The following is a 24,062-nucleotide window of genomic DNA, read 5'->3' as shown; positions in this document are numbered from 1 at the left end:
TTAATAGTTAATAGTTAATAGTTAACGTCAAAAAACCGTTGCAAAAACGCATGACAAACATTGCTATCGCGCAAACGCTGGTCGGTGCGCGCTGTTTTCGCTGTTAACTGTTCACTATTAACTGTCAACTGATTCATTTGTCGGCTTCGGTGCCTTTGGCGGGGTTGCCGTCGTCCTGGGCGTCGTGCTCGGCGGTTTCCGCCAGCGCCCGTTCCAGCTCGGGCACGCGGGTGACGCGCTGGATCGCCTGGCTGATGTCCGGGCTGAGGATGCGCCGGGCTTCGTCGTCCAGGGCGCGCAGGTTGTCGCCGAAGCACAGCGCCTTGTCGTCGTCCTGCCAGACCAGGTCGGTATCGCGCAGCTGGTTGATGAAGTTGCGCAGCACCACCTTGTCGAAGAATTCCGGGGAATTGAATTCGTAAAGCAGCGACAGCCGCTGGGCGGTGTGGTGGGCGAGATCGCTGAGGGCGTCGGCGTCCAGCCTGCCGCTGCCGTACTGCACCAGCAGCCGGATGGTCAGGTAGAAGCGCTCCAGGGACGGCATCACCGTCTGCCCCAGGTGCGCCAGCATGTCCGACGCATAGGTGTGGATCGCGGCGCCGTGCAGGCAGTCGTCCTCGCGGCTCACCAGGCCGTGCTCTTCCAGCACCGAGGCGATGCGCTCCACCGCCGCCGGCAGTTCGCCGTCCTCGCGCCAGTGCAGCAGGTATTCGTTGCGGAAGAACGGGTAGAGCAGGGCGATCATGCTTTGCAGCATGTCCATGCGGATGCTGCGCGCGTTCAGGAACAGCGAGCAGATCAGCCCCGGCAGGACGAACAGGTGCAGGCTGTTGTTGCGCACATAGGCCATCTGCAGGGCGGTTTTCGGGTCGGTGGTGACCACGTCGCCGAGCGGGTGGGCGACGCGGATCAGGAATTCGTGCTCCAGCCCGTACTCGATGATCACGTCCGGATCGTTCTCCGCCAGCCGCGCGGTGTCGCTGTAGGGCGCCTGATCGAGCAGGTTGATGTAGAGCTGCAGTTGCTGGCGCAGTTGCTGCAGGTCCATGGTGTGCTTGGGCGTGGCCAGCAGCGCCAGGCTGATCAGGTTCACCGGGTTGGCGACGGCGGCGGCGTTGATGCCGGTGACCACGTCGCGGCCCAGGTTGTTGATGGTGGTTTTGAACCAGTCCGGGGTTTCGTGCACTGACAGCTCTTCGTTGCGCCAGCCTTCCCGGTGGCTGTCCAGGTAGTCCACCAGCTTGATCGGCTCACCGAAGTTCACGTGCACCTGGCCGAAATGGCTGCGCAGCACCTTGAGCGATTTCATCAGGCCGCCCACGGATTCTTTTTTCTTTTTGCCGCCGTGCAGTTCGCCGATGTAGGAGCCGCCTTCGATCACTTTTTCGTAGCCGATATAGACCGGCACGAAGGCGATCGGTTTGCGCGCGTCGCGCAGGAAGCTGCGCACCGTCATCGCCAGCATGCCGGTACGCGGCTGCAGCATGCGGCCGCTGCGGCTGCGGCCGCCTTCCACGAAATACTCAATGGAGAAGCCCTGGGTGGTGATGCTGTGCAGGTACTCGTAGAACACCGCCGCGTACAGCGGGTTGTCGCGGAAGCTGCGGCGCATGAAGAAAGCGCCGCCCCGGCGCAGGATGGTGCCCACCACCGGCAGGTTCAGGTTGATGCCGGCGGCGATGTGCGGCGGCACCAGGCCGTTGCGGTAGACCACGAACGACAGCAGCAGATAGTCGATGTGGCTGCGGTGGCAGGGCACGTAAATGATTTCGTGGTCGCGGGCCACCTGGGTGAGGTTGTCCAGGTTGTATAGCCGGATGCCGTCATAGAGGCGGTTCCACAACCAGTTGAGGAACAGTTCCAGCGCGCGGATGGTGGTGTGCGAATAGTCCGCCGCGATCTCCATCGCGTAGCCGCGCGCCCGCGCCAGGGTTTTGTCCTCGCTTTCCTTGTTCTCTTCGGCGGTGTGCTGGATCGCCTCGCGCACCGAGGCGGCTTCCATGATCGAGTTGGTGAGCGTCCGCCGGTGGGAGAGGTCGGGGCCGATGGCGGCTTCCTGCTGGCGGCGGAAGTGCACGCGCAGAATCCGCGACGTCTTGCGCACCACCTGGTCGTCGGAGCGGCACTGGTCGACCAGCTGGCGCAGCGACATGGGCGAGCTGAACTGCACGTAAAGGTCGCGACCCTGGGTCAGCACGATGAAGAATTTCTTGATGAAGCCCGGCGGCGACCAGTTGTCGGAGAAGATAATCCGCCACAGGGAATTTTCTTTTTCCGGCTGGCGGCCCCAGAACACCGACACCGGCACCAGCTGCACATCCAGTTCCGGGTTGTGCTTGAGGCCGGACACCAGCCGCTGCAGTCGCGCCGGGGTGATCGCCCGGCGCTGACGGCTGATGGTGGTTTCCCGCTTGTAGAGGTGGAAGTAGCTGCGCGACAGATGCTGCTTGCCCAGGGTCAGTGACGCCTTGGGGGCGCGCAGCCCGAGCCGGCGCGCCGCCTGGTCGGCCACCGCCGCGTCCGCCAGGGAGCGGTCGCGCAGCACATACACCACCGGTATGTCCGGGTTCAGCTGCAGTTCGGCGGGGTCGCCGGGCAGCGCGCGGATACGCGTGCACAGACGCATAAAAGCGCGAATCAGCAGGAAAAAGAGTCGATCAAGTCCTAACCAGGGCGTCATAAGGGCCGAAACTGTGGGAAAAGGTTTGTGAATTCTACCTAAAGGGCGGGCCCCCGGACATAACCGGATATTGCAAGATGTTACCGTCCGTCGAACGCCTGAGCGGTGCCGGTGTGGCCCCTGTCCGGGGCCCGGGATGTTGCTACAATCACGGTCTTTCCATTGCTTGCAGAGGAAGTCCAACGTGTCCGAGCATCAGGCCGGTATTTTCGACCGCAGTTTCACCGAGCATTTGTTCCTGGAATTCGCCCTGGGGGGCGGCCATTCGGTTGAAGCGGTGCGCGCCGCCCTGCGCGAGGCGCTGGCGGTGGCCGGGGAACGCACCCCGGTGCTGATGGCGTTCGGCCCGGGGCTGTGGGACCGCCTCGGCGAGGGCTTCGACTTTCCGCCGTTCTCCCTGGAGGGCATGGTGCCCGCTACCCAGGGCGACCTGCTGATCTGGATTCAGGCGGACAACCGCAGCGCGCTGTTCGATGCCGGCCTGCGGGTGCACCGGCTGTTGGCGCGGGAGCTGGATCTGCAACTGGAAGTGCAGGCGTTCGTTTACCACGACCTGCGTGACCTGTCCGGCTTCGTCGACGGCATCGGCAACCCGGAGGGCGAGCGCGCCAAGGAGGCGGCCATCATCCCCGAGCCGCACCCGGCGGCCGGCGGCAGCTGGGTGCTGACCCAGAAATGGGTGCATACCGGTCTCGAGGACTTCCATAAATTGCCGGAAGCGGAGCAGGAGAACGTGTTCGGCCGCACCAAGGCGGACGCGGTGGAATTCGACGACGAGCGCATGCCCGCCAACGCCCATGTGGGGCGCACCGATGTGGATCGTCATGGCGTGCCGCAGAAGATCTGGCGGCGCTCCGTGCCCTACGGCAACACCACCGAATACGGGCTCTATTTCATCGCGTTCAGTTGCGAACTGGACCGCTTCGACTATCTGCTGCGCCGCATGTACGGTCTGACCGACGACGGCGTCCGCGACCGCCTGCTGGACTTCACCCAGCCGGTCACCGGGTCCTGGTGGTACGCGCCCACGCGGGCGTGGCTGGCCGCGCTGTGAGTATCACGAGAGCAACCGCCGCCCACCCGTTGCTGGGCGTCGCCCTGATGGCCCTCGGCGTGGGCATTCTGCCGGTGATGGACGGGCTGGCCAAATACCTGAGCGCCGAGTACCACGTGGTTCAGGTCACCTGGGCCCGCTACCTGTTCCACTTCGCGCTGCTGGCCGCGTTGCTGTTGTGGCGCCTGCCGTTGCGCGAGCTGATACCCCGTCGTCCCCGCCTGCAACTGCTGCGCAGCGCCTTTCTGCTGTCCACCACCCTGTGCTACTTCGGCGCCATCTCGTTCCTGCCGCTGGCCAATGCGCTGGCGCTGGCCTTTATCGGCCCGCTGGTGAGCACCGCGCTGGCGCCCTGGCTGCTCGGCGAACACGCCGGGCCGCGTCGCTGGCTGGCGGTGATGATCGGCTTCGCCGGCACCCTGGTGGTGATCCGGCCCGGCCTGGCGGCGTTTGAATGGGGCTCGCTGCTGGGCGTGGCCGCTGGCCTCTCCTACGGCTTATACCAACTCACCACCCGGCAGTTGTCCGGCAGCGGCCGCGCCTCGGTGACGCTGTTCTACACCTCGGTGTTCGGCTTCGCCGTGCTCAGCCTGGTGGTGGCGCCGTTCTGGACCTCGCCGGATCTGGCGGGCTGGGGACTGATGCTGATCATGGGCAGCGTCGGCGCGCTGGCGCACTTTCTGATTATCAGCGCCTTCGAATACGCCCCGGCGCCGGCGCTCGCGCCGGTCAGCTATATGGAGATGGTGTCCGCGGTGACGGTGGGCTGGCTGGTGTTCGGCGATTTCCCGGACGCTTTCACCTGGACCGGTATCGCCTTGATCGTGGTCAGCGGCCTCCTGGTGGTCACCGGAGGCCGCCTGCCCAAAACCTAGTCCGCCTTCCAGCCGGTGAACATCTTGCGGATCAGGAAGGGGGTGAGCTTGAGGCTGGCGCCCAGCCACTGGCCGACGCCGGTGGGGAAGGCGAAGCGCAGGGCGTTGAGCAGGCCCTTGTAGGTGGCCTGGTCGAACGGGTACCACCAGAGGTTGCGCTTGGCCGGCAGCAGGTCCCAGTTGATCACCTTGGCGTTGGTCATTTCCAGCAGGCCTTCGGGGCCGTGGGTGCGGCCGATGCCGGATTCCTTCCAGCCGCCCCAGGGCGCTTCCGACAGGCCGTGGGTGTAGAGGTGGTCGTTGATGGTGGTGACGCCGCTTTCCAGGCGCGCCGCCAGTTCCCGGCCGCGCTTGTTGTCGCCGGTCCAGATTGACGAGGTGAGCGCCAGGTTGGAGCGGTTGGCTTTCTCCAGCGCCTGTTCCGCGTTGGCGACTTTTTCCACCGCCAGGATCGGGCCGAAGGTCTCCTCGCACACGGTGAGCATGTCGTCGGACATCTCCGTGAGCAGGGTGGCGGGGAAGAAGAAGCCGTTGTCCACGTCGCCCACCGGTTGTGACTGGGCCTGGATACGCGCGCCCTTGGCGAGGGCGTCTTCCAGGTGCTGCTGGACGGTGCGCAGCTGGCCCTCGGTGGTCAGGCTGCCGATGTCGGCGGTGACCTCCTTGCCGTGGCCGGGGCCGTGGCGCAGGGCGCGGGTCTTTTTCGCCAGCCGTTCCACGAAGTCGTCGTAGACGGCGGCTTCCACGTAGATGCGTTCCACGCCGCCGCAGCTCTGGCCGGCGTTCTGGTAGCCGGCCCAGGCGGCGCCGTTGGTGGCGCGCTCCAGGTCGGCGTCGGCGAGCACGATCATGGCGTCGTTGCCGCCCAGTTCCAGGGACACCGGCGTCAGCGTCTGCGCGGCCTGGGCCATCAGGGTCTTGCCGGCGGGCACGCTGCCGGTGAAGAACAGTTTGTCGATGCCGTTTTCGAAGAAGGCGGTGGCCACCTTGGAGCCTGAGCCGACGATGTGCTGGAACAGCCCCTCCGGCAGTTCGCCGGCGTCCAGGATGCGTTCGATGGCGCGGCCCACCGCCGGGGTGGCGGCGGCCACCTTGAGCAGCACCGCGTTGCCGGCCATCAGCGCCATGACGATTTCACCGAACGGGATCGACAGCGGGTAGTTCCAGGGGCTGATGATGCCCACCACGCCCAGCGGCAGGTGGCTCACTTCGGTGCGCTTGTTGGCGAACAGCAGGTGGCCGGCGGCGCGTTTTTGCGGGCCGAGCACCTTGCCGGCATTTTTGGCGTACCAATTGCACGCCAGGGCACAGGGCAGCACTTCCGTGGCCAGGGCGTCGATGCGGGTCTTGCCGTTGCTGTCACTGACGGTGGCGGCCAGGTCCTCGGCGCGGTCGACGATATAGCGGCGCATCAGCTCGATATGGCGGGCCCGTTCCTTGAACGACTTGGCCGCCCACTGGCGCTGGGCGGCGCGGGCCCGTTGCATGCGCTCGGGCATGCCGGCGAGATCGGTTTCGTTGAGCTCGGCCACGGCGGCGCCGGTGGCGGGGTTGATATCGGTGACGGTCATCTCGTGGCTCCGGCCATGGACGATAAAACGGGTGGGTGACAAACGATAATGGAAGCATACGCCCCCGGCCCGGGGAATGGCGATGCCGCCGCTGTGAGCGGCGCCGCTGTCAAACTTTGATATGCTGACCGACGGATAAAAAAGGAGAAACGATGATCGAGGATATCAATGCGTGGCTGCCGCTCTACGGCGCCTGGGTAGTGGTGTGCACGCTGCTGAGTTTCATGATCGCGCGCAACAAAGGCATGAAACCGCTGCTGCCCGCCGCGGCCGGTTTCGTGGCCGCGTTCATTCCGATTGTCGGGCTGATCTATCTGGTGGTGCTGGGCACCCGGCCCGCGAAGTAGCGGGCGTTACCCGGCGAGCAGGTTTTTCAGGATGCCCTGGTAGATACCGGTGAGCGTGTCCAGTTCGGAGATGGAGGTGTGCTCGTCCACCTTGTGGATGGTGGCGTTGACCGGACCCAGCTCCACCACCTGAGCGCCGGTGGGGGCGATAAAGCGGCCGTCACTGGTGCCGCCGGCGGTGGACAGGTGCGCGTCGGCGCCGGTGCGTTCCTTGATCGCCGCCACGGTGGCGTCCACCAGGGCACCGCGGTCGGTGAGGAACGGCTGGCCGGACAGCTTCCACTCGATCTCATAATCCAGGCCGTGGCTTTGCAGAATGGTTTCCGTGCGCTGGCGCAGTTCGAAATCGGTGACTTCGGTGGAGAAGCGGAAATTGAACAGCACCTGGCAATCGCCGGGGATCACATTGGTGGCCCCGGTGCCGGCGTTGATGTTGGAGATCTGAAAGCTGGTGGCCGGAAAGAAATCATTGCCCCGGTCCCATTCCGCCGCCGCGAGCTCCGTCAGGGCCGGTGCCACTTCGTGCACCGGGTTGCGGGCCAGATGCGGGTAGGCCACGTGGCCTTGCACGCCTTTTACCGTGAGCAGGCCGCCCAGGGAGCCGCGCCGGCCGTTCTTGATCACGTCCCCGACCGTGTCCGTGGAGGAGGGCTCGCCCACCAGGCAGTAGTCGATGTGTTCGTCGCGTTCCTGCAGGGTCTCCACCACCTTGACGGTGCCGTTCACTGACGGGCCTTCCTCGTCGGCGGTGATCAGAAAGCCGAGGCTGCCGCGGTGGTCCGGGTGGGCGGCGATAAAGTCTTCCACCGCCACCAGCATAGCGGCGATGGAGCCTTTCATATCCGCCGCGCCGCGGCCGTAGAGCAGGTCGCCGTCTTCGGTGGGCACGAACGGATCAAACCGCCATTTGCCGGCGTCTCCGGTGGGCACCACGTCGGTGTGCCCGGCGAACACCAGCAGCGGGCCATCGCTGCCGCGCCGCGCCCAGAGGTTACGCACTTCCTCGAACCACAGGGTTTCACACTGGAAGCCCAGGGCCTCCAGCTTTTCGATCATCCAGTCCTGACAGCCTTCGTCCTCCGGCGTCACCGACGGACGGCGAATCAGTTCCTTGGCGTACTCGAGGGTTCTGCTCACGGACACTCCGGTTTTAGTTGTGTTTATGCAGCTCTTCGTTGAGCGCCACGGCGGTTTTGTTGGTCTGGCACTGCACCGCGCCGTTCACTGAGTTGCGGCGGAACAGCAGATCGGACTGGCCGGCCAGGTCGCGGGCCTTGACGGTGTCCGCCACTTCCCCATTCTGGTCCAGCACTTCCACCTTGGTGCCGGCGGTGATATACAGGCCCGCTTCGATGGTGCAGCGGTCGCCCAGCGGAATGCCGGTGCCGGCGTTGGCGCCGAGCAGGCAGTTCTCGCCCAGGGAAATCACGATGTTACCGCCGCCGGACAGGGTGCCCATGGTGGAGGAGCTGCCGCCCAGGTCGGAGCCCTTGCCGACGAACACACCTGCGGAGATGCGGCCTTCGATCATGCCCGGCCCTTCGGTGCCGGCGTTAAAGTTGATAAAGCCTTCGTGCATGACAGTGGTGCCTTCACCCACATAGGCGCCCAGACGCACGCGGGCGGTGTCGGCGATGCGCACGCCGGCGGGCACCACGTAGTCGGTCATCTTGGGGAACTTGTCCACGCTGTTCACTTCCAGCACCTTGCCGTTAAGGCGGGCGAGAAGCTGACGCTCGGGCAGTTCGTTCAGGTCCACGGCGCCTTCGTTGGTCCAGGCCACGTTGGGCAGCAGCGGGAAAATACCGCTGAGTACCACGCCGTGGGGGCGCACCAGGCGGTGAGAGAGCAGGTGCAGCTTGAGGTAGGCTTCCGGGGTGGAGGCCGGCTCCGCGTCGCTTTCCAGAATGGTCAGCACCACCGGGCGCTCGGATTCCTGGAACGCCACCGCGTAGCTGGCCTCATGTTCAAAGCCGGCCTCGCGCCATTCCCGGGCGAGGTGCTGGATCTGACGGTGGGTCAGTTCCAGGGCCGCGTTGCCGCCTTCATAGCCGACTTCCTCGCTGACCACGTCCACCAGCTTGCTGTCCGGGTTGATCACCGGGTCCGGGTAGAACAATTCCAGCCATTGGTCGTCGCGGTTCTTGCTGCCGCAGCCCAGTGCCATTGCGAAAATATTGCTCATGTTTGCCTCTCTGTCATTCGGTGCGGCGGAGCCGGTGGCTCAGCCCAGCAGTGTTTTCCAGCGGCCCTCTTCAAAGCCGGCTTCGATAATGTTGTCGCTGTGCAGAATCGGGCGTTTGATCAGGGACGGATTGTCCTGTGCCGCGGCCACCGCGCTTTCCGCGTCCATGTTGTCGCGGGTGCTCTGATCGAGCTTGCGCCAGGTGGTGCCGCGCCGGTTGATCACGGTTTCCCAGCCCAGGGCGTCGATCCAGCGTCGCAGCTGGGCTTCGGGCACGCCGTCCTTTTTATAGTCGTGAAAATGATACTCCAGGCCCTGTTCGTCGAGCCATTTCAGAGCCTTCTTCATGGTGTCGCAGTTCTTGATGCCGTAGACGGTTATCGCCATGGGGTCCTTCCTCCTGGGGCACGTTTACAGACGTTCGATCAGGGCGCGGATGCGCTTGGCGCCTTCCACGCACTGATCCAGTTCCGCGACCAGCGCCATTCGCACCCGGTTCTTGCCGGGGTTGCGGCCCTGCACGGTGCGCGACAGATAGCGCCCGGGCAGTACGGTCACGTTCTCTTCGGACTTGAGGCGGCGGGCGAAGGTTTCATCGTCCACCGGGGTTTTGGGCCACAGGTAGAAGCCCGCGTCCGGGGCGCTAACCTTAAGCGGCTCGCCGAGAATGTCCAGTACGGCGTCGAACTTGCTCGCGTACAGAGCACGGTTGGCGCGCACATGCTCTTCGTCGTTCCAGGCGGCGATGCTCGCCACCTGGTGATGGTTGGGCATGGCGCAGCCGTGGTAGGTGCGGTAGCGCAGGAAGCGGCGCAGGATTTCCGCGTCGCCGGCGACGAAGCCGGAGCGCAGGCCGGGCAGGTTGGAACGCTTGGACAGCGAATGGAACACCACGCAGCGGCGGTAGTCATGGCGGCCCAATTCCGCGCAGGCCTGCAGCAGACCGGCGGGGGCGCGCTCGCGGTAGATTTCCGAATAACATTCGTCGGATGCGATCACGAAGTCGTACTTGTCCGCCAGGTCGATCAGTGCCTTGAGCTGTGCGCTGCTCAGGGTGGCGCCGGTGGGGTTGCCCGGCGTGCAGATAAACAGCACCTGGGTGCGCAGCCAGGTGCTTTCATCGACGGCGTCGAAGTCCGGTTGCAGGCCGGTGGCGTCGGTGCAGGGCAAATACACCGGCTCGCCGCCGCCGAGCAGGGCGGCGCCTTCATAGATTTGATAGAAGGGGTTGGGCATCAGCACCAGCGGGCTGCGCTGACGGTCCAGCATCGCCTGGGTGAACGCGAACAGCGCCTCGCGGGTGCCGTTCACCGGCAGCACCTGGTGGTCGCTGCTGACCTGCTGCAACTTGAAGCGCCGGGTCAGCCAGCCGGCGATGGCTTCGCGCAGCTCCGGCAGGCCGGCGGTGCCCGGGTACTTGGCGAGCAGGGCGGTATTGTCGCGGAGCGCCTGCTGCACGAAATCCGGCGCCGGGTGTTGCGGTTCGCCGATGGAAAACGCCACCGGGCTTTTGTCACTGGCGGGCAGGTCGGCGAACAACGTGCCCAGCTTCTCGAACGGATACGGATGCAGGCGTTCCAGATCGGGATTCATGGTGTTCCTTAAATACGGCGCAAAGGTAATTAGATGGTGACCGACATGGGGTCGGTTTTGCTGTAATCGTCCAGCTCCTGCTTGAGCGTGGCCTGCAGACGCTGGCACAACTCCGGGTCGGAGACCGGCTGGCCTTCCAGGTCGGTGACGAAGAAGACGTCCTCCGCTTTTTCCCCCAGGGTGGCGATGCGCGCGTTCTGCACCAGCAGTTCGAACTGCACGAAGATACGGCCGATATGCGCCAGCAGGCCGGGGCGGTCGAGGGTCTGGACCTCCACCACCGAGCGGTCGTTGACGATGTCGTTGCTGATCATCACCTGGGTGGGCACATCGAAATGCTTGTGGCGGCGCGGCATGCGCCGGCTCACGGTGGCGCCGAAATTTTCCGGCTGCTTGAGCGTTTCGGTGAGCGTTTTGCGGATGTATTCGATGCGCGGCCAGTCGTTACCGATGGGCGTGCCGTTCTCGTCGAGCACGATATAGGTGTCCAGGCTGAAACCGTCGGCGCTGGTAATAATGCGCGCGTCCATAATGGTCAGCCCGAGGCTGTCCAGCGCGTTCACCGTGGCGGCGAACAGGTTGCGGGTGTCCGGCGTGTAGATAAAGATCTGCGAGCCGCCTTCCAGGTTGCCCGGGCTGGTTTCCGACTCGCGGATCAATACCAGCGGGTCTTCCTTGTTGGTGCGTTCCAGCAGCGCCTCGGTGTGCCAGGCGATGTCCCAGGGCGTTTCACGCAGGAAATATTCGTCGCCGATGTTGGCCCACAGCGCTTCGATGGCGTGCGGGTCGTGGTCGCGCTCGGTGAGCAGCTTGAGGGCGTCGTCGCGGGTCTCGTCGATCCAGTCCTGTTTGTCCTGGGGGTTGTTCAGACCGCGCCGCAGGGCGCGTTTGGTCTCCAGGTAGAGCTGACGCATCAGCGAGGCGCGCCAGGAGTTCCACAGCGCCGGGTTGGTGGCGTTGATGTCGGCCACGGTGAGCACATAGAGATAATCCAGATGCACCAGGTCGCCCACGGTGCGCGCGAATTCATGCACCACGTCCGGGTCGGAAATGTCCTTGCGCTGGGCGGTGACGCTCATGGTCAGGTGGTTGCGCACCAGCCAGGCCACCAGCTTGGCGTCCCAGTTGGTGAGGCCGTGGCGCTGACAGAAGGCGATGGCGTCGTCGGCGCCCAGCTCGGAGTGGTCGCCGCCGCGGCCCTTGGCGATGTCGTGGTAGAGCCCGGCCACGTACAGCAGCTCGGGCTTGGGCAGCCGGTAGAACACCTCGCAGGCCACCGGGAATTCGTCGCGCTGGTCGTCGTAGCGCAGGCGCCGCATGTTCTTGATCACCAGCAGGGTGTGCGCGTCCACGGTGTAAATATGGAACAGGTCGTACTGCATCATGCCGATGATGCGGCCGAACTCGGGCAGGTACTTGCCGAGGATGCCGTAGCGTTTCATGCGGCGCAGTTGCGAGAACAGCGCGTGCGGGCTGCGCAGCAGCTGCATGAACAGGGCGGTGTGGGCCGGTTCCTGGCGGAAGGCGTCGTCGATCAGCGGACGCGACTCGATCAGCGCGCGCACGGTGGCGGCGCGCACCCCTTTCAGGTCCGGGTTCTGGGCCAGCAGCACGAACACCTCGAGGATCGCCGAGGGGTGCTTGCGGAACACGTCCGGGGCGCTGATTTCCAGATAGTCGTTGCGCACCTGGAAACGGCGGTTGAGCGGGCGCACGTTCTCCGGCTCGCCGGCGCGCAGGATCACCTCGTCGAACAGCTGCAGCAGCATCTCGTTGAGCACCGAAAGCGCCAGTGCCACGCGGTAGAAGCGCTTCATCAATTGTTCCACCGCCAGGTTGGCGTCGGAGTCCTTGTGGCCGAGGCGTTCGGCGAGCTGGCGCTGGTGATCGAACAGCAGGCGGTTTTCGTTGCGGCCGGTGAGGCCGTGCAGCTGCCAGCGGATCCGCCACAGCGACTCCAGGCACTTGCTCAGCACGCGGTGCTCGTCAGCGGTGAGGAAGCCGGCGTCGACCAGCGCTTCCAGGCTGTCGGCGCCGAAATGCCGCTTTGCCACCCAGGCGATCATCTGCACGTCGCGCAGGCCGCCGGGGGCGTTCTTGATGTCCGGTTCCAGGTTGTATTCGGTGTCGTTGAACTTGCGGTGGCGGGCGGTCTGCTCTTCCCATTTGGCGGCGAAGAAGCGGTCGTTGGGCCACATGGCGTCCGGCCCGGTGAGCACCGCGAGATCCGCGCGCACCCGGTCGTCGCCGGCCAGGGTGCGTGCTTCCATGATATTGGTGGCCACGGTGATGTCCTGGCCCGCCAGGCTCACGCACTCGTCCAGGGTGCGCACGCTGTGGCCGATTTCCAGGCCGATGTCCCACAGAAAGGCGACGAAGCCTTCCAGGGCGGAGCAGGCCTCCGGGTTGGGGGCGTCGCGGAACAGCACCATCAGGTCCACGTCGGAGTGCGGGTGCAGTTCGCCGCGGCCGTAGCCGCCCACCGCCACCAGGGCGGTCTCGTCAAAGCGGTCCAGGCCGAACAGCGACCAGGCGGCGATCAGCACCCGGTCCACCAGCCGGGCGCGGCCGTGCACCAGCTCGGTGATCGGCGCTTCGTGAAAGGCCTCGTCGAGACGCGCCTGGCCGGCCTCCAGGAACTCCCGGGCGGCGAGCCCCGGCTGATCACTGTCGCGCAGGGTGTCGAGCAGCGAGTCTTGGCTCATCGGCGGATCCAGGTTCATAACGGGGCGGCCTCGGCAACGGCGTTAAAGACGGCGTTAGTACAGATCGGATTCTTCCTGACGGGCGGTGAGTACCTCGTAACCGTCGGCGGTGACCGCCAGGGTATGCTCCCACTGGGCGGACAGCTTGCGATCCTTGGTGACCACGGTCCAGCCGTCGGGCAGCACCTTATTATGGGCTTTGCCGGCGTTGATCATCGGCTCGATGGTGAACACCATGCCTTCCTGCAGCTCCAGGCCGGTGCCGGGCTTGCCGTAATGCAGCACCTGCGGATCTTCGTGGAACACCTGGCCGATACCGTGCCCGCAGTACTCGCGCACCACGGAGAAGCGCTCGGACTCCGCCAGTTTCTGGATGGTGTGGCCGATATCGCCCAGGCGCACGCCGGGCCGCACCATCTTGATGCCGGCCAGCATGCACTCGCGGGTGGTGTCCACCAGCCGCTGGGCCAGCACCGAGGGCTCGCCCACGTAGTACATCTTGCTGGTGTCGCCGTGCCAGCCGTCCTTGATGACGGTGACGTCGATATTAAGGATGTCGCCCTTTTTGAGCACCTTTTTCTCGTTGGGAATCCCGTGGCAGATCACATTATTCACCGATGTGCATATCGACTTCGGGAAGCCCCGGTAGCCCAGGCAGGCGGGGACGGCGTTCTGCTTGTTGACGATGTGGTCGTGGCAGATGCGGTCCAGTTCCTCGGTGGTGACCCCGGGCTGGACGTGCTCGCCGATCATTTCCAGAACTTCGGCGGCCAGGCGGCCCGCTTCGCGCATTTTCGCGATGTCTTCCGGGGTTTTTATGGTGACGTTCATGTTGATCAGAGAAACTCCAGCGTTTTCAGTGTCTTGGGCGGCAAATGCGGGGGCGGGGCGGTGTCTTGTATACCGCTTTTCCGTTGCCCGGCAGGGGCGCTTGTGGTATAAAGCGCGCGCCTTTGTCGCTCATGGGCGGTGCAACATTGTACCCGCTCGGTGTCGGCGAAGGGAAATCACACACGTTCCGTCACATGGCCCTGGGTGCCTTCCTGCTTGATCACTGTCACCGCGACGAAAGCGCGGCGGCACAGAGTAGAGGGGGTTGGGTCATGCGGGAATCGTGGAGGCCTAACCCAATTGGAGAAAGACCATGTCCAGCGTAACGATGCGCGATATGTTGAAAGCCGGTGTCCATTTCGGCCACCAGACCCGTTACTGGAACCCCAAGATGAAGCCCTTCATCTTCGGCGCCCGTAACAAGATTCACATCATCAACCTGGAAACCACCCTGCCTCTGTTCAACGACGCGCTGTCGTTCCTGAACAAGCTGGCGGCCAGCAACAACAAGATCCTGTTCGTCGGCACCAAGCGCGCCGCTCAGAACGCGGTCCGTGAAGAAGCCAAGCGTTGCGGCATGCCGTACGTGGATCACCGTTGGCTGGGCGGCATGCTCACCAACTGGAAGACCATTCGTCAGTCCATCAAGCGTCTGCGCGACCTGGAAGCCCAGGAGCAGGACGGCACCCTCGGCAAGCTGACCAAGAAAGAGCACCTGATGCGTCAGCGCGAGATGGAGAAGCTGGAGCGCTCCATCGGCGGCATCAAGGACATGGGCGGTCTGCCGGACGCTCTGTTCGTGGTGGACGTGGATCACGAGGACATTGCCGTCCAGGAAGCCCGCAAGCTGGGTATTCCGGTGGTTGCCGTGGTCGACACCAACTCCAACCCGGACGAAGTGGACTACGTGATCCCGGGCAACGACGACGCCATCCGCGCCATCCAGCTGTACGTGAAAGCGGCCGCTGACGCGATCATGGAAGGCCGTGAGTACGCCCAGACCCAGTCCGGCGGCGACAGCGAGTTCGTTGAAGTCGAGGACGCCGAAGGCGAGAAAGCCGAGGGTTGATGACGCCGGGGCGGGCGTGGCCCGCCCCGACACCGGGGGTTGTTCCCCGATTCAAAGATTTAAAGAGGTAAGCATGGCTGCTGTAACTGCTTCAATGGTTAAAGAGCTCCGCGAGCGCACCGGTCTCGGCATGATGGAGTGCAAGAAGGCCCTGGTCGCCGCTGAGGGTGACATTGAGCGCGCGATCGACGATCTGCGCAAATCCGGCCAGGCGAAAGCCGCCAAGAAAGCCGGCCGCACCGCCGCCGAAGGCGTGGTGATGGTGGCTACCACCGAAGACCGCAAGCGCGCGGTGATGGTGGAGATCAACTCCGAAACCGACTTCGTGGCCCGTGATGACAACTTCCTGGGCTTCGCCAACAAGGTGGCCCAGGCCGCCCTGGACGCGGACGAAGTGGACGCCGCCAAGATCGTGGCGCTGAGCCTGGAAGACGGCTCCACCGTGGAACAGGCGCGCGAGTCACTGGTTCAGAAAATCGGTGAAAACATCCAGGTTCGCCGCGCGGTGCGCCTGAACGCCACCGACGGCGTGGTCGGTTCCTACGTGCACGGCGGCAAGATCGGCGTGCTGACCGCGCTGTCCGGCGGCGAGCCGGAGCTGGCCAAGGACGTGTGCATGCACGTGGCCGCCGTGGCGCCGATGGTGGTGAACTCCGAGAACGTGCCCGAGGACGTGCTGGAAAAAGAGCGTGAAATCATCCGCGCCCAGCCGGACATGGAAGGCAAGCCCGCCGAGATCGTCGAGAAGATGGTCGGTGGCCGGATCAACAAGTTCCTGAAGGAAGTCAGCCTCACCGATCAGCCGTTCGTGAAGGACCCCAACACCACCGTGGGTCAGCTGGTCAAGGACGCGGGCGCCGAAGTACTGGCGTTTGAGCGTCTGGTGGTCGGCGAAGGCATCGAGAAAGAAGAAGTCGACTTCGCGGCTGAAGTCATGGCGCAGGCTAAGGGCTGATCGCGACCGAAGCACCGCTTCGCAGCGCGATCAGCGACCGGCCAGGGATGGCCGGGCCGGGCTTTCCGAATGCGATGGCGTGGCGCCAGGGATGGCCGGCACGGCCTGGCCGGGTAAGCCGCTTCGCAGCACGACCAGCGCGACTGGTGGCGCCTGCTTCCGGCGCCGTTCCGGGAAAGCCGGTTGTGCGGAAGCCACAAAACGCCTTGCTGGCCTGACCAGCAAGGCGTTTTTTTCGACTTGCATCCTGCCTCCGGCGGGGTAGTGTGCTGAATGGATTGAGATGAACGGCGGGTATTCATGAGTGGCGGAGATCAAGAGATGGCCAAGAACAAGGAGCGCTCGCCGCGCTACAACCGTATTCTGCTGAAATTGAGCGGTGAAGCGCTGGCGGGCGAAGAGGGGTTTGGAATCGACCCGCGGGTGCTGGACACCCTGTCATTGGAAATCGGCCAGCTGGTGGGCATCGGCGTTCAGGTGGGCCTGGTGGTCGGCGGCGGCAACCTGTTCCGCGGCGCCGCGCTGCAGACCGCCGGCCTGGACCGGGTGGCGGGCGATCATATGGGCATGCTGGCCACGGTGATGAACGGCCTGGCGCTGCGTGACGCCCTGGAACGGTCCAATATCCGCACCCGGCTGATGTCGGCCATTCCCATGAGCGGCATCGTGGAGCATTATGACCACCGCAACGCCAACCGGCACCTGAAGAACGGCGAAGTGGTGATTTTCTGCGCCGGCACCGGCAATCCGTTTTTCACCACGGATTCCGCGGCCTGTCTGCGCGGTATCGAGATCAGCGCCGACGTGGTGCTCAAGGCCACCAAGGTGGACGGCGTCTACAACGACGACCCGGTGACGAACCCCCAGGCGGAGAAGTACGATCACCTCACCTACGACGAGGTGATTGACCGCAAGCTCGGGGTGATGGATCTGACCGCCATCTGCCTGTGCCGTGACCACGGCATGCCGTTGCGGGTATTTAACATGAACAAGCAGGGCGCGCTGCTCGGCCTGATGCTGGGCGGCAACGAAGGCACCCTGGTTGTGGCTGACAAAGAAGGCGAGGAATAAAGGTGATCGAGGATATCAAGAAGGACGCCCAGTCGCGCATGAAGAAGAGTCTGGAATCGCTCGACGTGGCACTCAAGCGGGTGCGCACCGGACGGGCGCATCCGAGCCTGCTGGACGGTGTGACCGTGGCCTACTACGGTTCGCCCACGCCGCTCAGCCAGTTGGCCAACATTTCCGTGGAAGAGGGCCGCACCCTGGTGGTGTCGCCGTTCGACCGCTCCCTGGTTCCGGAGGTTGAGAAAGCGATCATGACCTCCGATCTGGGCCTGAACCCCTCCACCGCCGGCACGGTGATCCGACTGCCGCTGCCGCCGCTCACCGAGGAAACCCGCAAGGACCTGGTGAAAGTGGTGCGCGCTGAAGTCGAGCACGCCCGGGTGGCGATCCGCAATATCCGCCGTGACGCCAACGGCGACCTGAAAGATCTGCTCAAGGAGAAGGAAATCTCCGAGGACGAAGCCCGCCACGGCGAAGAGCAGATTCAGCAGCTCACCGATAAAAGCGTGGCCGAAGCCGACGCCATGCTCAAAACCAAGGAAGAGGAGTTGATGACGGTATAAGTGGCGGGGCGCAAGGGCGCCCGCCGACCGTCGTCCAAACACACTGTACGGGTGAATTCGGGATGCGGACCCACCGCAGCCCGATGTTTTTTTATGGAAGACAGCAAAGCCGACTCCTCCGCTCCCGATATCGACTCCCATCAGGGCGCCGTTCCCCGCCATGTGGCCATCATTATGGATGGCAACAACCGCTGGGCGCGCCGCCGTGATCTGCCCGGCGTGGAAGGCCACCGGGCCGGTGAGAACGCGGTGCAGACGGTGATCCGCCGGGCCGGCCAACGCGGCGTGGAAGTGGTCACCCTGTTCGCCTTCAGTTCCGAGAACTGGCGCCGGCCCCCGGAGGAAGTGAATCATCTGATGGGGCTGTTCGTGCGCGCCCTGGGCGAACGGGTGAACGAACTGCAGGAAAACGGCGTGCGGCTGCGTTTCATCGGCGAGCGCGCCGCGTTCGGCGAGGATCTGCGCCGGGGCATGGCCGACGCCGAGCAGCGCACCGCCGGCAACCAGCGGATGACCGTGGTGGTGGCGGTGAATTACGGCGGCCAGTGGGATCTGGCCCAGGCCGCCGCCGAGCTGGCGCGCCGGGTGCGCGACGGCGAACTGGCCCTGGAGCGGGTCGACGCCGAGGCCCTCGGCGCTGAGGTCAGCATGGCGGACCTGCCGGCGCCGGATCTGCTGATCCGCACCGGCGGCGAACAGCGCCTCAGCAACTTCCTGCTGTGGCAAAGCGCGTACAGTGAATTCTATTTTACCCCGGTGCTGTGGCCGGATTTCGACGCCGACGCTTTTGATGCCGCCCTGGCGGATTACGCCGGCCGTCAGCGTCGTTTCGGTCGTTCCGGGGAAGAGGTGGAGCGCCTCAAGGGAGAACAATAATGCTTAAATTGCGGGTGATCACCGCCCTGGCGCTGCTGCCGGTCGTTCTTGGCGCGGTATTCGGCCTGGAGCGGGGCCCCTTCGCCCTGGTGGCGGGCGCGTTTTTCCTGATCGGCGGCTGGGAATGGTCGGCGATGATGGCCCGTTTCTCCTCGGCGGCGCGCCTGCTCTGGTGCCTGTCCCTGGCGCTGTTGATGCTGGGCGCCGAAGTGTTCCGCCCGGCCTGGGTGCTGAACACGCTGCCGCTGTGGTGGCTGCTGGCGCTGGTGGCGGTGCTCGGCTACCCGCGTACCGCCAGTCACTGGTTCCGCCCGGCGGTGCTGGTGCCGGTGGGCTGGCTGTTGCTGGTGCCCGCCTGGATGGCGGTGGTGGAACTGCAGGATAACGGCGCGCTCGGCCTGGCCGGGCCCTGGGCGCTGCTGTTCGTGCTGGTCTGGGTATGGGCGGCGGACACCGGTGCCTATTTCGCCGGCCGTGCCTTCGGCCGCCGCAAGCTGGCGCCGGCGGTGAGCCCCGGCAAGACCGTGGAAGGCCTGCTGGGCGGCGTGGCGCTGGCGCTGGTGGTGGTGGCCGCGGTGTTCTACACCGGCTGGCTGGACGCGTCGCTGCCGGCGCTGATGATGGTGGCGCTGCTCACCGTGCTGGCGTCGGTGCTCGGCGACCTGTTCGAGAGCATGGCCAAGCGCCAGCGCGGCATCAAGGACAGCGGCACCGTGCTGCCGGGCCACGGCGGCATGCTCGACCGCATCGACAGCGTCACGGCGGCCCTGCCGGTGGCCCTGGCGGGGCTCAACTGGTTCGCTCTCCCTGGAGGCACGTTTTGATGACCGACCGGAGTCTGGAAACGGTCACTATTCTCGGCGCCACCGGCAGCATCGGCCGGCAGACGCTGGATGTGCTGGCAAGAAACCCAGAGCGTTACCGGGTGCTGGGCCTGACCGCCGGACACCGCTGGCGGGAACTGGCCGAGCACTGCCTGACCTGGCGGCCCCGCTTCGCCGCCCTGGCCGACGAGCAGGCCGCCGAGGCGCTTCGGAACCATCTCCGTGAGGCCGGGTCTCACACCCAGGTCCTGGCCGGCCATGCCGGCGTGGCCGAGGTGGCCGCCCTGCAGGAGGCGGACACCGTGGTCGCCGCCATTGTCGGCGCCGCCGGTGTGCGGCCGACCCTGGCGGCGGTGGAAGCGGGCAAGAAGATACTGCTCGCCAATAAAGAGACCCTGGTGGTCACCGGCGCCCTGTTCATGGAGGCGGTCAAGCGCCATGGCGCCACGCTGCTGCCGGTGGATTCGGAGCACAACGCCATTTTCCAGTGCCTGCCGGCGGACGGCGTCGGCCCGGGCGTGCGGCGCCTGCTGTTGACCGCCTCCGGCGGCCCGTTCCGGGGCTGGACCCGGGAGCAGCTCACCGCGGTGACGCCGGAGCAGGCGGTGTGCCACCCCAACTGGGACATGGGGCCGAAGATCTCCGTCGATTCCGCCACCCTGATGAACAAGGGGCTGGAGTATATTGAAGCCTGCTGGCTGTTCGATGTGGCGCCGGAACGCATTGACGTGGTGATTCACCCGCAGAGCGTGGTGCACTCCATGGTCGAGTATCTGGACGGTTCGGTGCTGGCGCAGATGGGCACGCCGGATATGCGCACCCCGATCGCCTGCGCGCTGTCCTGGCCGGAGCGCATCGAGTCCGGGGCGTCGCGTCTTGATTTCGCGACCCTTTCGAGCCTGGATTTCCAGGCCCCGGACAACGACGCCTTCCCCTGTCTGGGCCTGGCCCGGCAGGCGATGGAGGAGGGCGGCGCCGCCACCGCGGTGCTCAACGCCGCCAATGAGGAGGCGGTGGCCGCGTTTCTGGATCGCCGGCTGGGCTTTAACGCCATCGGCGCCGTGGTGGAGGAAACCCTGCAACGTACGCCGTCCTCGCGGTGCGCCGACGTGGACGCGGTGATGGACGTGGATGCCCGTGCCAGAGACCTGGCGCGGTCGCTGATTAGGGAGTGGGCATGCTGACGGTGCTGGCCTTTATAGTCACCATTGTGGTCATAGTGGCCTTCCACGAGTGGGGGCACTTCCTGGCCATGCGGGCGTTCGGCATCCGCGTGCTTACTTTCTCCGTGGGCTTCGGCCCGCGCATCGCCCGCTTCACCGACAAAAAAGGCACCGACTGGGTGATCAGCGCGATCCCCCTGGGCGGCTTCGTCAAACCGCTGGACCGCCGCGATTCGGAAATGCCGCCGGACGCCAACATGGACGAGGAATTTTCCGGCAAACCGGCCTGGCAGCGGGTGATTACCTACGCCGCCGGTCCGGTGTTCAACTTTATTCTCGCCTTTATTATTTACTGGCTGCTGATGATGAGCGTCGGCCAGCGCGACGCCCTGGCGGTGGTCGGGGTGCCCGCGCCGGACTCACCGGCCGCCGAAGCCGGCTTCCAGCCCGGCGATCAGTGGCTGGCGGTCAACGGCGAACCGGTGGAGGGCTGGCAGGACGCGGTCAGTGAGCTGGTGCTTTACCTGGGCGAGGACGAGCCGGTCAGCGTGCGCGTGCGCCAGTCCGGCGGCGACACCGCCGAACGCCGCCTGCCGCTGGCCGCCTGGTCCGAAGATCCCGAGCAATCACCGCTCACCGTGCTGGGGCTGCGTCCGGCGGTGCTGATCGGCCAGGTGGCCGAGAACAGCGGCGCGGTGCGTTCCGGCATTCGCCCCGGCGATCTGGTACTGTCCACCGCCGGCGAGCCGGTCACCGGCTGGGGCGGCTGGAGCGAGCAGCTGCGCGCCAGCCCCGGCGAGGAGTTGCCGGCGCGGGTGTTGCGCGACGGCCGCGTCGTCGATCTCACCCTTTACCCGCAACCGGTGGAACAGGACGGCGTCACCGTGGGTCAATTGGGGGTGGGCTCCGGCGGCCTGGTGGAGCACACCTATAACCCGCTGGCCGCGGTGGGCGCCGCCGGCGACCGTTTCGGCCAGCAGGTCAACGTGATTATTACCAGCGTAGCGAAGCTGGCCACCGGGCATCTGCCGCTGGACAGTCTCGGCGGACCGGTGACCATCGCCCAGGTGGCGGGCGACAGCGCCGCCCTGGGCGTCGCCAGTTTTCTTATGCTGTTGGCTTACCTGAGCATTACTCTGGGGGTCATCAACCTGCTGCCGATACCGATGCTGGACGGCGGCTGGATTCTCTTCGGCATCATTGAAATGATTCGCGGGCGCAGCCTGCCCGAGCGGTTTATCGTCGCCGCTCAGGGTGTGGGTCTGACGCTGGTGGTCAGTTTCATGTTGTTGGCCATCTATAACGACCTGGTGCGACAGTTTTCATGAATTTCGGAAACACCACTAAAACCCTGCTCAGCGGGGCCCTGGCCCTGGTTCTTATCTTCTCGCCGGTGACCGTCGGCGCGCAAAGCGGCGGTGGCGCCTTGCCCTTCCAGGTGCGCGATATCCGCGTCGAGGGGCTGCAGCGCATCCCGGTGGAGCGCGTGTACGCGGAGCTGCCGATCCAGCCCGGTGACACCGTCAACCGGAACGACGTGGTGCAGGCGGTCAAGCGGCTGTTCGCCACCGGCGACTACGAAGACGTGCAGCTCGGCCGCGACGGCGACGAGCTGGTGGTGGTGGTGGCCGAGCGCCCCAGCATCGCGCGCATCGATCTGGACGGTAACAAGCAGATCGAGGAGGAGGACCTGCGCCAAGGCCTCACCCAGGCGGGCCTGGCGGAGGGCGAGGTGTTCCAGCGCTCCACGTTGGAGGCGATCTCCGGGGAGCTGGAGCGCCAGTACATAGCCCAGGGCCGCTACGGCGCCGACATCAGCACCGAGGTGGTGCCGCTGCCGCGTAACCGGGTGGCGCTGGACATCCAGATTTACGAAGGCAAGGCCGCGCGCATCAGCGACATCAACGTGGTCGGCAACACCGTGTTCAGTGACGAAGAGTTGCTGGAGGACTTCGAGCTCAGTTCCTCGCACTTCTGGTCGTTCATCAAGGGCGACGACAAGTATTCCCGCCAGCGTCTGGCCGGTGATCTGGAACGTCTGCGTTCCTATTACCTGGATCGCGGCTATATCAACTTCTCGATCGAATCCACCCAGGTGTCGGTGACCCCGGACCGGGAGCGGGTGCTGATCACCGTCAACGTGGCCGAGGGCGACCAGTTCCGCGTCAACGACGTCAAGCTGTCCGGCGACCTGGTGGTGGATGAAAGCGAGCTGACCCCCCTGCTGGTGCTGCAGGAAGGCCAGGTGTTCAGCCAGCAACTGGTGACCTACACCAGTGACCTGATCAAGCGCCGCCTCGGCAATGAGGGCTACACCTTCGCCGAGGTGCGCGGCGTGGAGCAGGAAACCGGCGACGGCAACACCGTGGACGTGACGTTCTTCGTCGACCCGGGCCGCCGCGTTTACGTGCGCCGCCTGAGCTTCGTCGGCAACGCCAAGACCGAAGACGAAGTGCTGCGCCGGGAGATGCGTCAGTTCGAGGACGCGCCGGCCAACACCTCGCTGATCGATCTGTCCCGCGAGCGCCTGCAGCGTCTCGGCTACTTCAGCTCCGTGCAGGCGGACACCGAGCGGGTTCCCGACTCCGAGGACCTGGTCGACGTGGAGTACGAAGTGGAAGAGCAGCCCTCCGGCTCCATCGGCGCCAACGTGGGTTACTCGGACGCCTCCGGTGCGATCTTCGGCGCCAACGTCAGCCAGAATAATTTCCGGGGCACCGGTAACCGGGTGTCGTTCTCCCTGAGCCGCAGTGCGATCCGCGACTCCTACAGTTTCTCGCACTACAACCCGTACTACACGCTGGACGGCGTAAGCCGCGGCTTCAGCCTGTTCCATTCGGAAATCGATTTCGATGAAACACGGATTTCATCCTACGCCGCCGACCGCTCCGGCGGCTCGGTGACCTTCGGTTATCCGATTTCCGAATACTCCCGTCTCAGCTTCGGCGGCACCTTCGAGCGCACCGACGTGCAGAGCGGTGACTACATCGCCGTCGCCATCGACGACTTCCTGCAGCGCGAAGGGGAAGAGTTCGACGAGTTCAAGTTCAACGCGTCATTGCGCACCAGCACCCTGAACCGGGGCATCCTGCCGGACCGGGGTTGGGCCAGCACCTTCAATCTGGAAGCGGCGGTGCCGGGTTCCGATTACCTGTTCTACAAAGCCAGCTGGGACGGTGAAAAATACTTCCCGATCACCCGTAACTGGACACTGCGGGCGCGCGGTGAAGTGGGCTACGGCGACGGTTACGGTGACGACAACGGCCTGCCGTTCTTCGAGAACTACTATTCCGGCGGTATCGGTTCGGTGCGCGGCTTTGAATCCCGCTCGCTGGGCCCGCGCTCGCCGGCGCTGTTCTACGCCGATTCGTCGGTGGCCGACCCCGATCCCGATCCGATCGGTGGTAACCTGCTCACCGAGGCCAGCATCGAGCTGATTTTCCCGACGCCGTTCGCGCCGGAATCGCGCAGCATCCGAACCTTCCTGTTCGTGGACGCCGGTAACGTGTTCGAAACCCGGCAACAGGATATCATGCAGGACTTCGACGCCACCGAACTGCGTTCCTCGGTGGGCATTGGTTTGAGCTGGCTGACCGCCATCGGTCCGCTCAGCTTCAACCTGGCCACACCGATCAACGATGAATCCGGTGATGACACGGAAGTATTCCAGTTCTCCCTGGGGCAAACTTTCTAGGAGTTAATT

The 24,062-nt window shown here is 65.0% G+C and carries 19 protein-coding genes and 1 pseudogene; 12 read left to right on the top strand and 8 right to left on the bottom strand.

Annotated features, from left to right (window positions below; genetic code table 11):
• Nucleotides 1-133 precede the first annotated feature (133 nt).
• Nucleotides 134-2,680 (bottom strand): glycerol-3-phosphate 1-O-acyltransferase PlsB, encoded by a 2,547-nt coding sequence (gene plsB, locus ISO4_RS12665; RefSeq protein ID WP_194856467.1) that lies wholly within the window; start codon nt 2,678-2,680, stop codon nt 134-136.
• A 184-nt stretch (nt 2,681-2,864) separates the two neighbouring features.
• On the opposite strand from plsB, the gene ISO4_RS12660 reads away from it, so the two are divergent.
• Nucleotides 2,865-3,734 (top strand): Dyp-type peroxidase, encoded by an 870-nt coding sequence (locus ISO4_RS12660; RefSeq protein WP_194856466.1) that lies wholly within the window; start codon nt 2,865-2,867, stop codon nt 3,732-3,734.
• Nucleotides 3,731-4,609 (top strand): DMT family transporter, encoded by an 879-nt coding sequence (locus ISO4_RS12655; RefSeq protein ID WP_194856465.1) that lies wholly within the window; start codon nt 3,731-3,733, stop codon nt 4,607-4,609. The genes ISO4_RS12660 and ISO4_RS12655 overlap by 4 nt, the downstream gene beginning before the upstream one ends.
• Here the strand turns inward: ISO4_RS12655 and ISO4_RS12650 are convergent.
• On the bottom strand, nt 4,606-6,180 hold the full coding sequence (locus tag ISO4_RS12650; protein WP_194856464.1) for an aldehyde dehydrogenase family protein: 1,575 nt from the start codon (nt 6,178-6,180) through the stop codon (nt 4,606-4,608). The genes ISO4_RS12655 and ISO4_RS12650 overlap by 4 nt on opposite strands.
• A gap of 152 nt (nt 6,181-6,332) precedes the next feature.
• Here ISO4_RS12650 and ISO4_RS12645 point away from each other — a divergent pair, with 152 nt between their 5' ends.
• A complete protein-coding gene (locus tag ISO4_RS12645; RefSeq protein ID WP_194856463.1) occupies nt 6,333-6,527 on the top strand; it encodes a hypothetical protein in 195 nt (64 codons plus the stop codon).
• A gap of 6 nt (nt 6,528-6,533) precedes the next feature.
• Here ISO4_RS12645 and dapE read toward each other — a convergent pair whose 3' ends face one another.
• The 6 genes and pseudogenes from dapE to map all read right to left on the bottom strand — a co-directional run.
• Nucleotides 6,534-7,664: a succinyl-diaminopimelate desuccinylase gene (dapE, locus tag ISO4_RS12640; protein WP_194856462.1), complete on the bottom strand. Its 1,131-nt coding sequence runs from the start codon at nt 7,662-7,664 to the stop codon at nt 6,534-6,536.
• A gap of 13 nt (nt 7,665-7,677) precedes the next feature.
• A complete protein-coding gene (gene dapD, locus ISO4_RS12635; RefSeq protein WP_194856461.1) occupies nt 7,678-8,712 on the bottom strand; it encodes a 2,3,4,5-tetrahydropyridine-2,6-dicarboxylate N-succinyltransferase in 1,035 nt (344 codons plus the stop codon).
• A 39-nt stretch (nt 8,713-8,751) separates the two neighbouring features.
• On the bottom strand, nt 8,752-9,099 hold the full coding sequence (locus tag ISO4_RS12630; RefSeq protein WP_194856460.1) for an ArsC family reductase: 348 nt from the start codon (nt 9,097-9,099) through the stop codon (nt 8,752-8,754).
• Between the two features lie 24 nt (nt 9,100-9,123).
• Nucleotides 9,124-10,305 (bottom strand): succinyldiaminopimelate transaminase, encoded by a 1,182-nt coding sequence (dapC, locus tag ISO4_RS12625; protein ID WP_142949956.1) that lies wholly within the window; start codon nt 10,303-10,305, stop codon nt 9,124-9,126.
• Nucleotides 10,306-10,334: 29 nt separating this feature from the next.
• Nucleotides 10,335-13,028 (bottom strand): [protein-PII] uridylyltransferase, encoded by a 2,694-nt coding sequence (locus ISO4_RS12620; RefSeq protein ID WP_142949955.1) that lies wholly within the window; start codon nt 13,026-13,028, stop codon nt 10,335-10,337.
• Nucleotides 13,029-13,064: 36 nt separating this feature from the next.
• Nucleotides 13,065-13,898: pseudogene (map, locus tag ISO4_RS12615) on the bottom strand (type I methionyl aminopeptidase); the annotation flags it as partial.
• Between the two features lie 256 nt (nt 13,899-14,154).
• Between map and rpsB the strand changes: the two are divergent.
• The 9 genes from rpsB to bamA all read left to right on the top strand — a co-directional run bounded on the left by rpsB (nt 14,155) and on the right by bamA (nt 24,053).
• Entirely contained in the window at nt 14,155-14,910 is a 756-nt protein-coding gene (rpsB, locus tag ISO4_RS12610; protein WP_142949953.1) for a 30S ribosomal protein S2, read from the top strand.
• A gap of 73 nt (nt 14,911-14,983) precedes the next feature.
• Nucleotides 14,984-15,865: a translation elongation factor Ts gene (tsf, locus tag ISO4_RS12605; RefSeq protein ID WP_194856459.1), complete on the top strand. Its 882-nt coding sequence runs from the start codon at nt 14,984-14,986 to the stop codon at nt 15,863-15,865.
• 321 nt (nt 15,866-16,186) lie between these two features.
• Entirely contained in the window at nt 16,187-16,936 is a 750-nt protein-coding gene (gene pyrH, locus ISO4_RS12600) for a UMP kinase (protein ID WP_185956966.1), read from the top strand.
• Nucleotides 16,937-16,938: 2 nt separating this feature from the next.
• The gene (gene frr, locus ISO4_RS12595) at nt 16,939-17,496 is read left to right on the top strand and encodes a ribosome recycling factor (protein WP_194856458.1); all 558 of its coding nucleotides are present in this window, start codon (nt 16,939-16,941) and stop codon (nt 17,494-17,496) included.
• 93 nt (nt 17,497-17,589) lie between these two features.
• Nucleotides 17,590-18,372, top strand: coding sequence for a polyprenyl diphosphate synthase (gene uppS, locus ISO4_RS12590; RefSeq protein WP_194856457.1), 783 nt, complete (start codon nt 17,590-17,592; stop codon nt 18,370-18,372).
• Nucleotides 18,372-19,196, top strand: coding sequence for a phosphatidate cytidylyltransferase (locus ISO4_RS12585; RefSeq protein ID WP_194856456.1), 825 nt, complete (start codon nt 18,372-18,374; stop codon nt 19,194-19,196). Before uppS ends, ISO4_RS12585 begins: the two co-directional genes overlap by 1 nt.
• Nucleotides 19,196-20,380 carry a 1-deoxy-D-xylulose-5-phosphate reductoisomerase gene (gene ispC, locus ISO4_RS12580; protein ID WP_194856455.1) on the top strand — a complete coding sequence of 395 codons (1,185 nt, stop codon included), beginning with the start codon at nt 19,196-19,198 and terminating at the stop codon, nt 20,378-20,380. The genes ISO4_RS12585 and ispC overlap by 1 nt, the downstream gene beginning before the upstream one ends.
• On the top strand, nt 20,374-21,687 hold the full coding sequence (gene rseP / locus ISO4_RS12575; RefSeq protein WP_194856454.1) for an RIP metalloprotease RseP: 1,314 nt from the start codon (nt 20,374-20,376) through the stop codon (nt 21,685-21,687). The genes ispC and rseP overlap by 7 nt, the downstream gene beginning before the upstream one ends.
• Nucleotides 21,684-24,053, top strand: coding sequence for an outer membrane protein assembly factor BamA (gene bamA, locus ISO4_RS12570; RefSeq protein WP_142949946.1), 2,370 nt, complete (start codon nt 21,684-21,686; stop codon nt 24,051-24,053). The genes rseP and bamA overlap by 4 nt, the downstream gene beginning before the upstream one ends.
• Nucleotides 24,054-24,062: the final 9 nt, after the last annotated feature.

The organism is Alloalcanivorax venustensis ISO4 (genome assembly GCF_015356855.1).
In the GTDB taxonomy this organism is placed as follows: domain Bacteria; phylum Pseudomonadota; class Gammaproteobacteria; order Pseudomonadales; family Alcanivoracaceae; genus Alloalcanivorax; species Alloalcanivorax venustensis.
Note: the sequence above shows the minus strand (reverse complement) of the source record. Positions and strands in the feature narration are given on the sequence as shown.

Coding starts and splice junctions, on each gene's coding strand:
- pyrH (WP_185956966.1), top strand. CDS start 16,187: ATGGCCAAGAACAAGGAGCGCTCGCCGCGCTACAACCGTATTCTGCTG.
- ISO4_RS12650 (WP_194856464.1), bottom strand. CDS start 6,180: ATGACCGTCACCGATATCAACCCCGCCACCGGCGCCGCCGTGGCCGAG.
- tsf (WP_194856459.1), top strand. CDS start 14,984: ATGGCTGCTGTAACTGCTTCAATGGTTAAAGAGCTCCGCGAGCGCACC.
- ISO4_RS12630 (WP_194856460.1), bottom strand. CDS start 9,099: ATGGCGATAACCGTCTACGGCATCAAGAACTGCGACACCATGAAGAAG.
- plsB (WP_194856467.1), bottom strand. CDS start 2,680: ATGACGCCCTGGTTAGGACTTGATCGACTCTTTTTCCTGCTGATTCGC.
- ISO4_RS12585 (WP_194856456.1), top strand. CDS start 18,372: ATGCTTAAATTGCGGGTGATCACCGCCCTGGCGCTGCTGCCGGTCGTT.
- bamA (WP_142949946.1), top strand. CDS start 21,684: ATGAATTTCGGAAACACCACTAAAACCCTGCTCAGCGGGGCCCTGGCC.
- ISO4_RS12620 (WP_142949955.1), bottom strand. CDS start 13,028: ATGAACCTGGATCCGCCGATGAGCCAAGACTCGCTGCTCGACACCCTG.
- dapD (WP_194856461.1), bottom strand. CDS start 8,712: ATGAGCAATATTTTCGCAATGGCACTGGGCTGCGGCAGCAAGAACCGC.
- rseP (WP_194856454.1), top strand. CDS start 20,374: ATGCTGACGGTGCTGGCCTTTATAGTCACCATTGTGGTCATAGTGGCC.
- dapC (WP_142949956.1), bottom strand. CDS start 10,305: ATGAATCCCGATCTGGAACGCCTGCATCCGTATCCGTTCGAGAAGCTG.
- ISO4_RS12645 (WP_194856463.1), top strand. CDS start 6,333: ATGATCGAGGATATCAATGCGTGGCTGCCGCTCTACGGCGCCTGGGTA.
- ispC (WP_194856455.1), top strand. CDS start 19,196: ATGACCGACCGGAGTCTGGAAACGGTCACTATTCTCGGCGCCACCGGC.
- uppS (WP_194856457.1), top strand. CDS start 17,590: ATGGAAGACAGCAAAGCCGACTCCTCCGCTCCCGATATCGACTCCCAT.
- rpsB (WP_142949953.1), top strand. CDS start 14,155: ATGTCCAGCGTAACGATGCGCGATATGTTGAAAGCCGGTGTCCATTTC.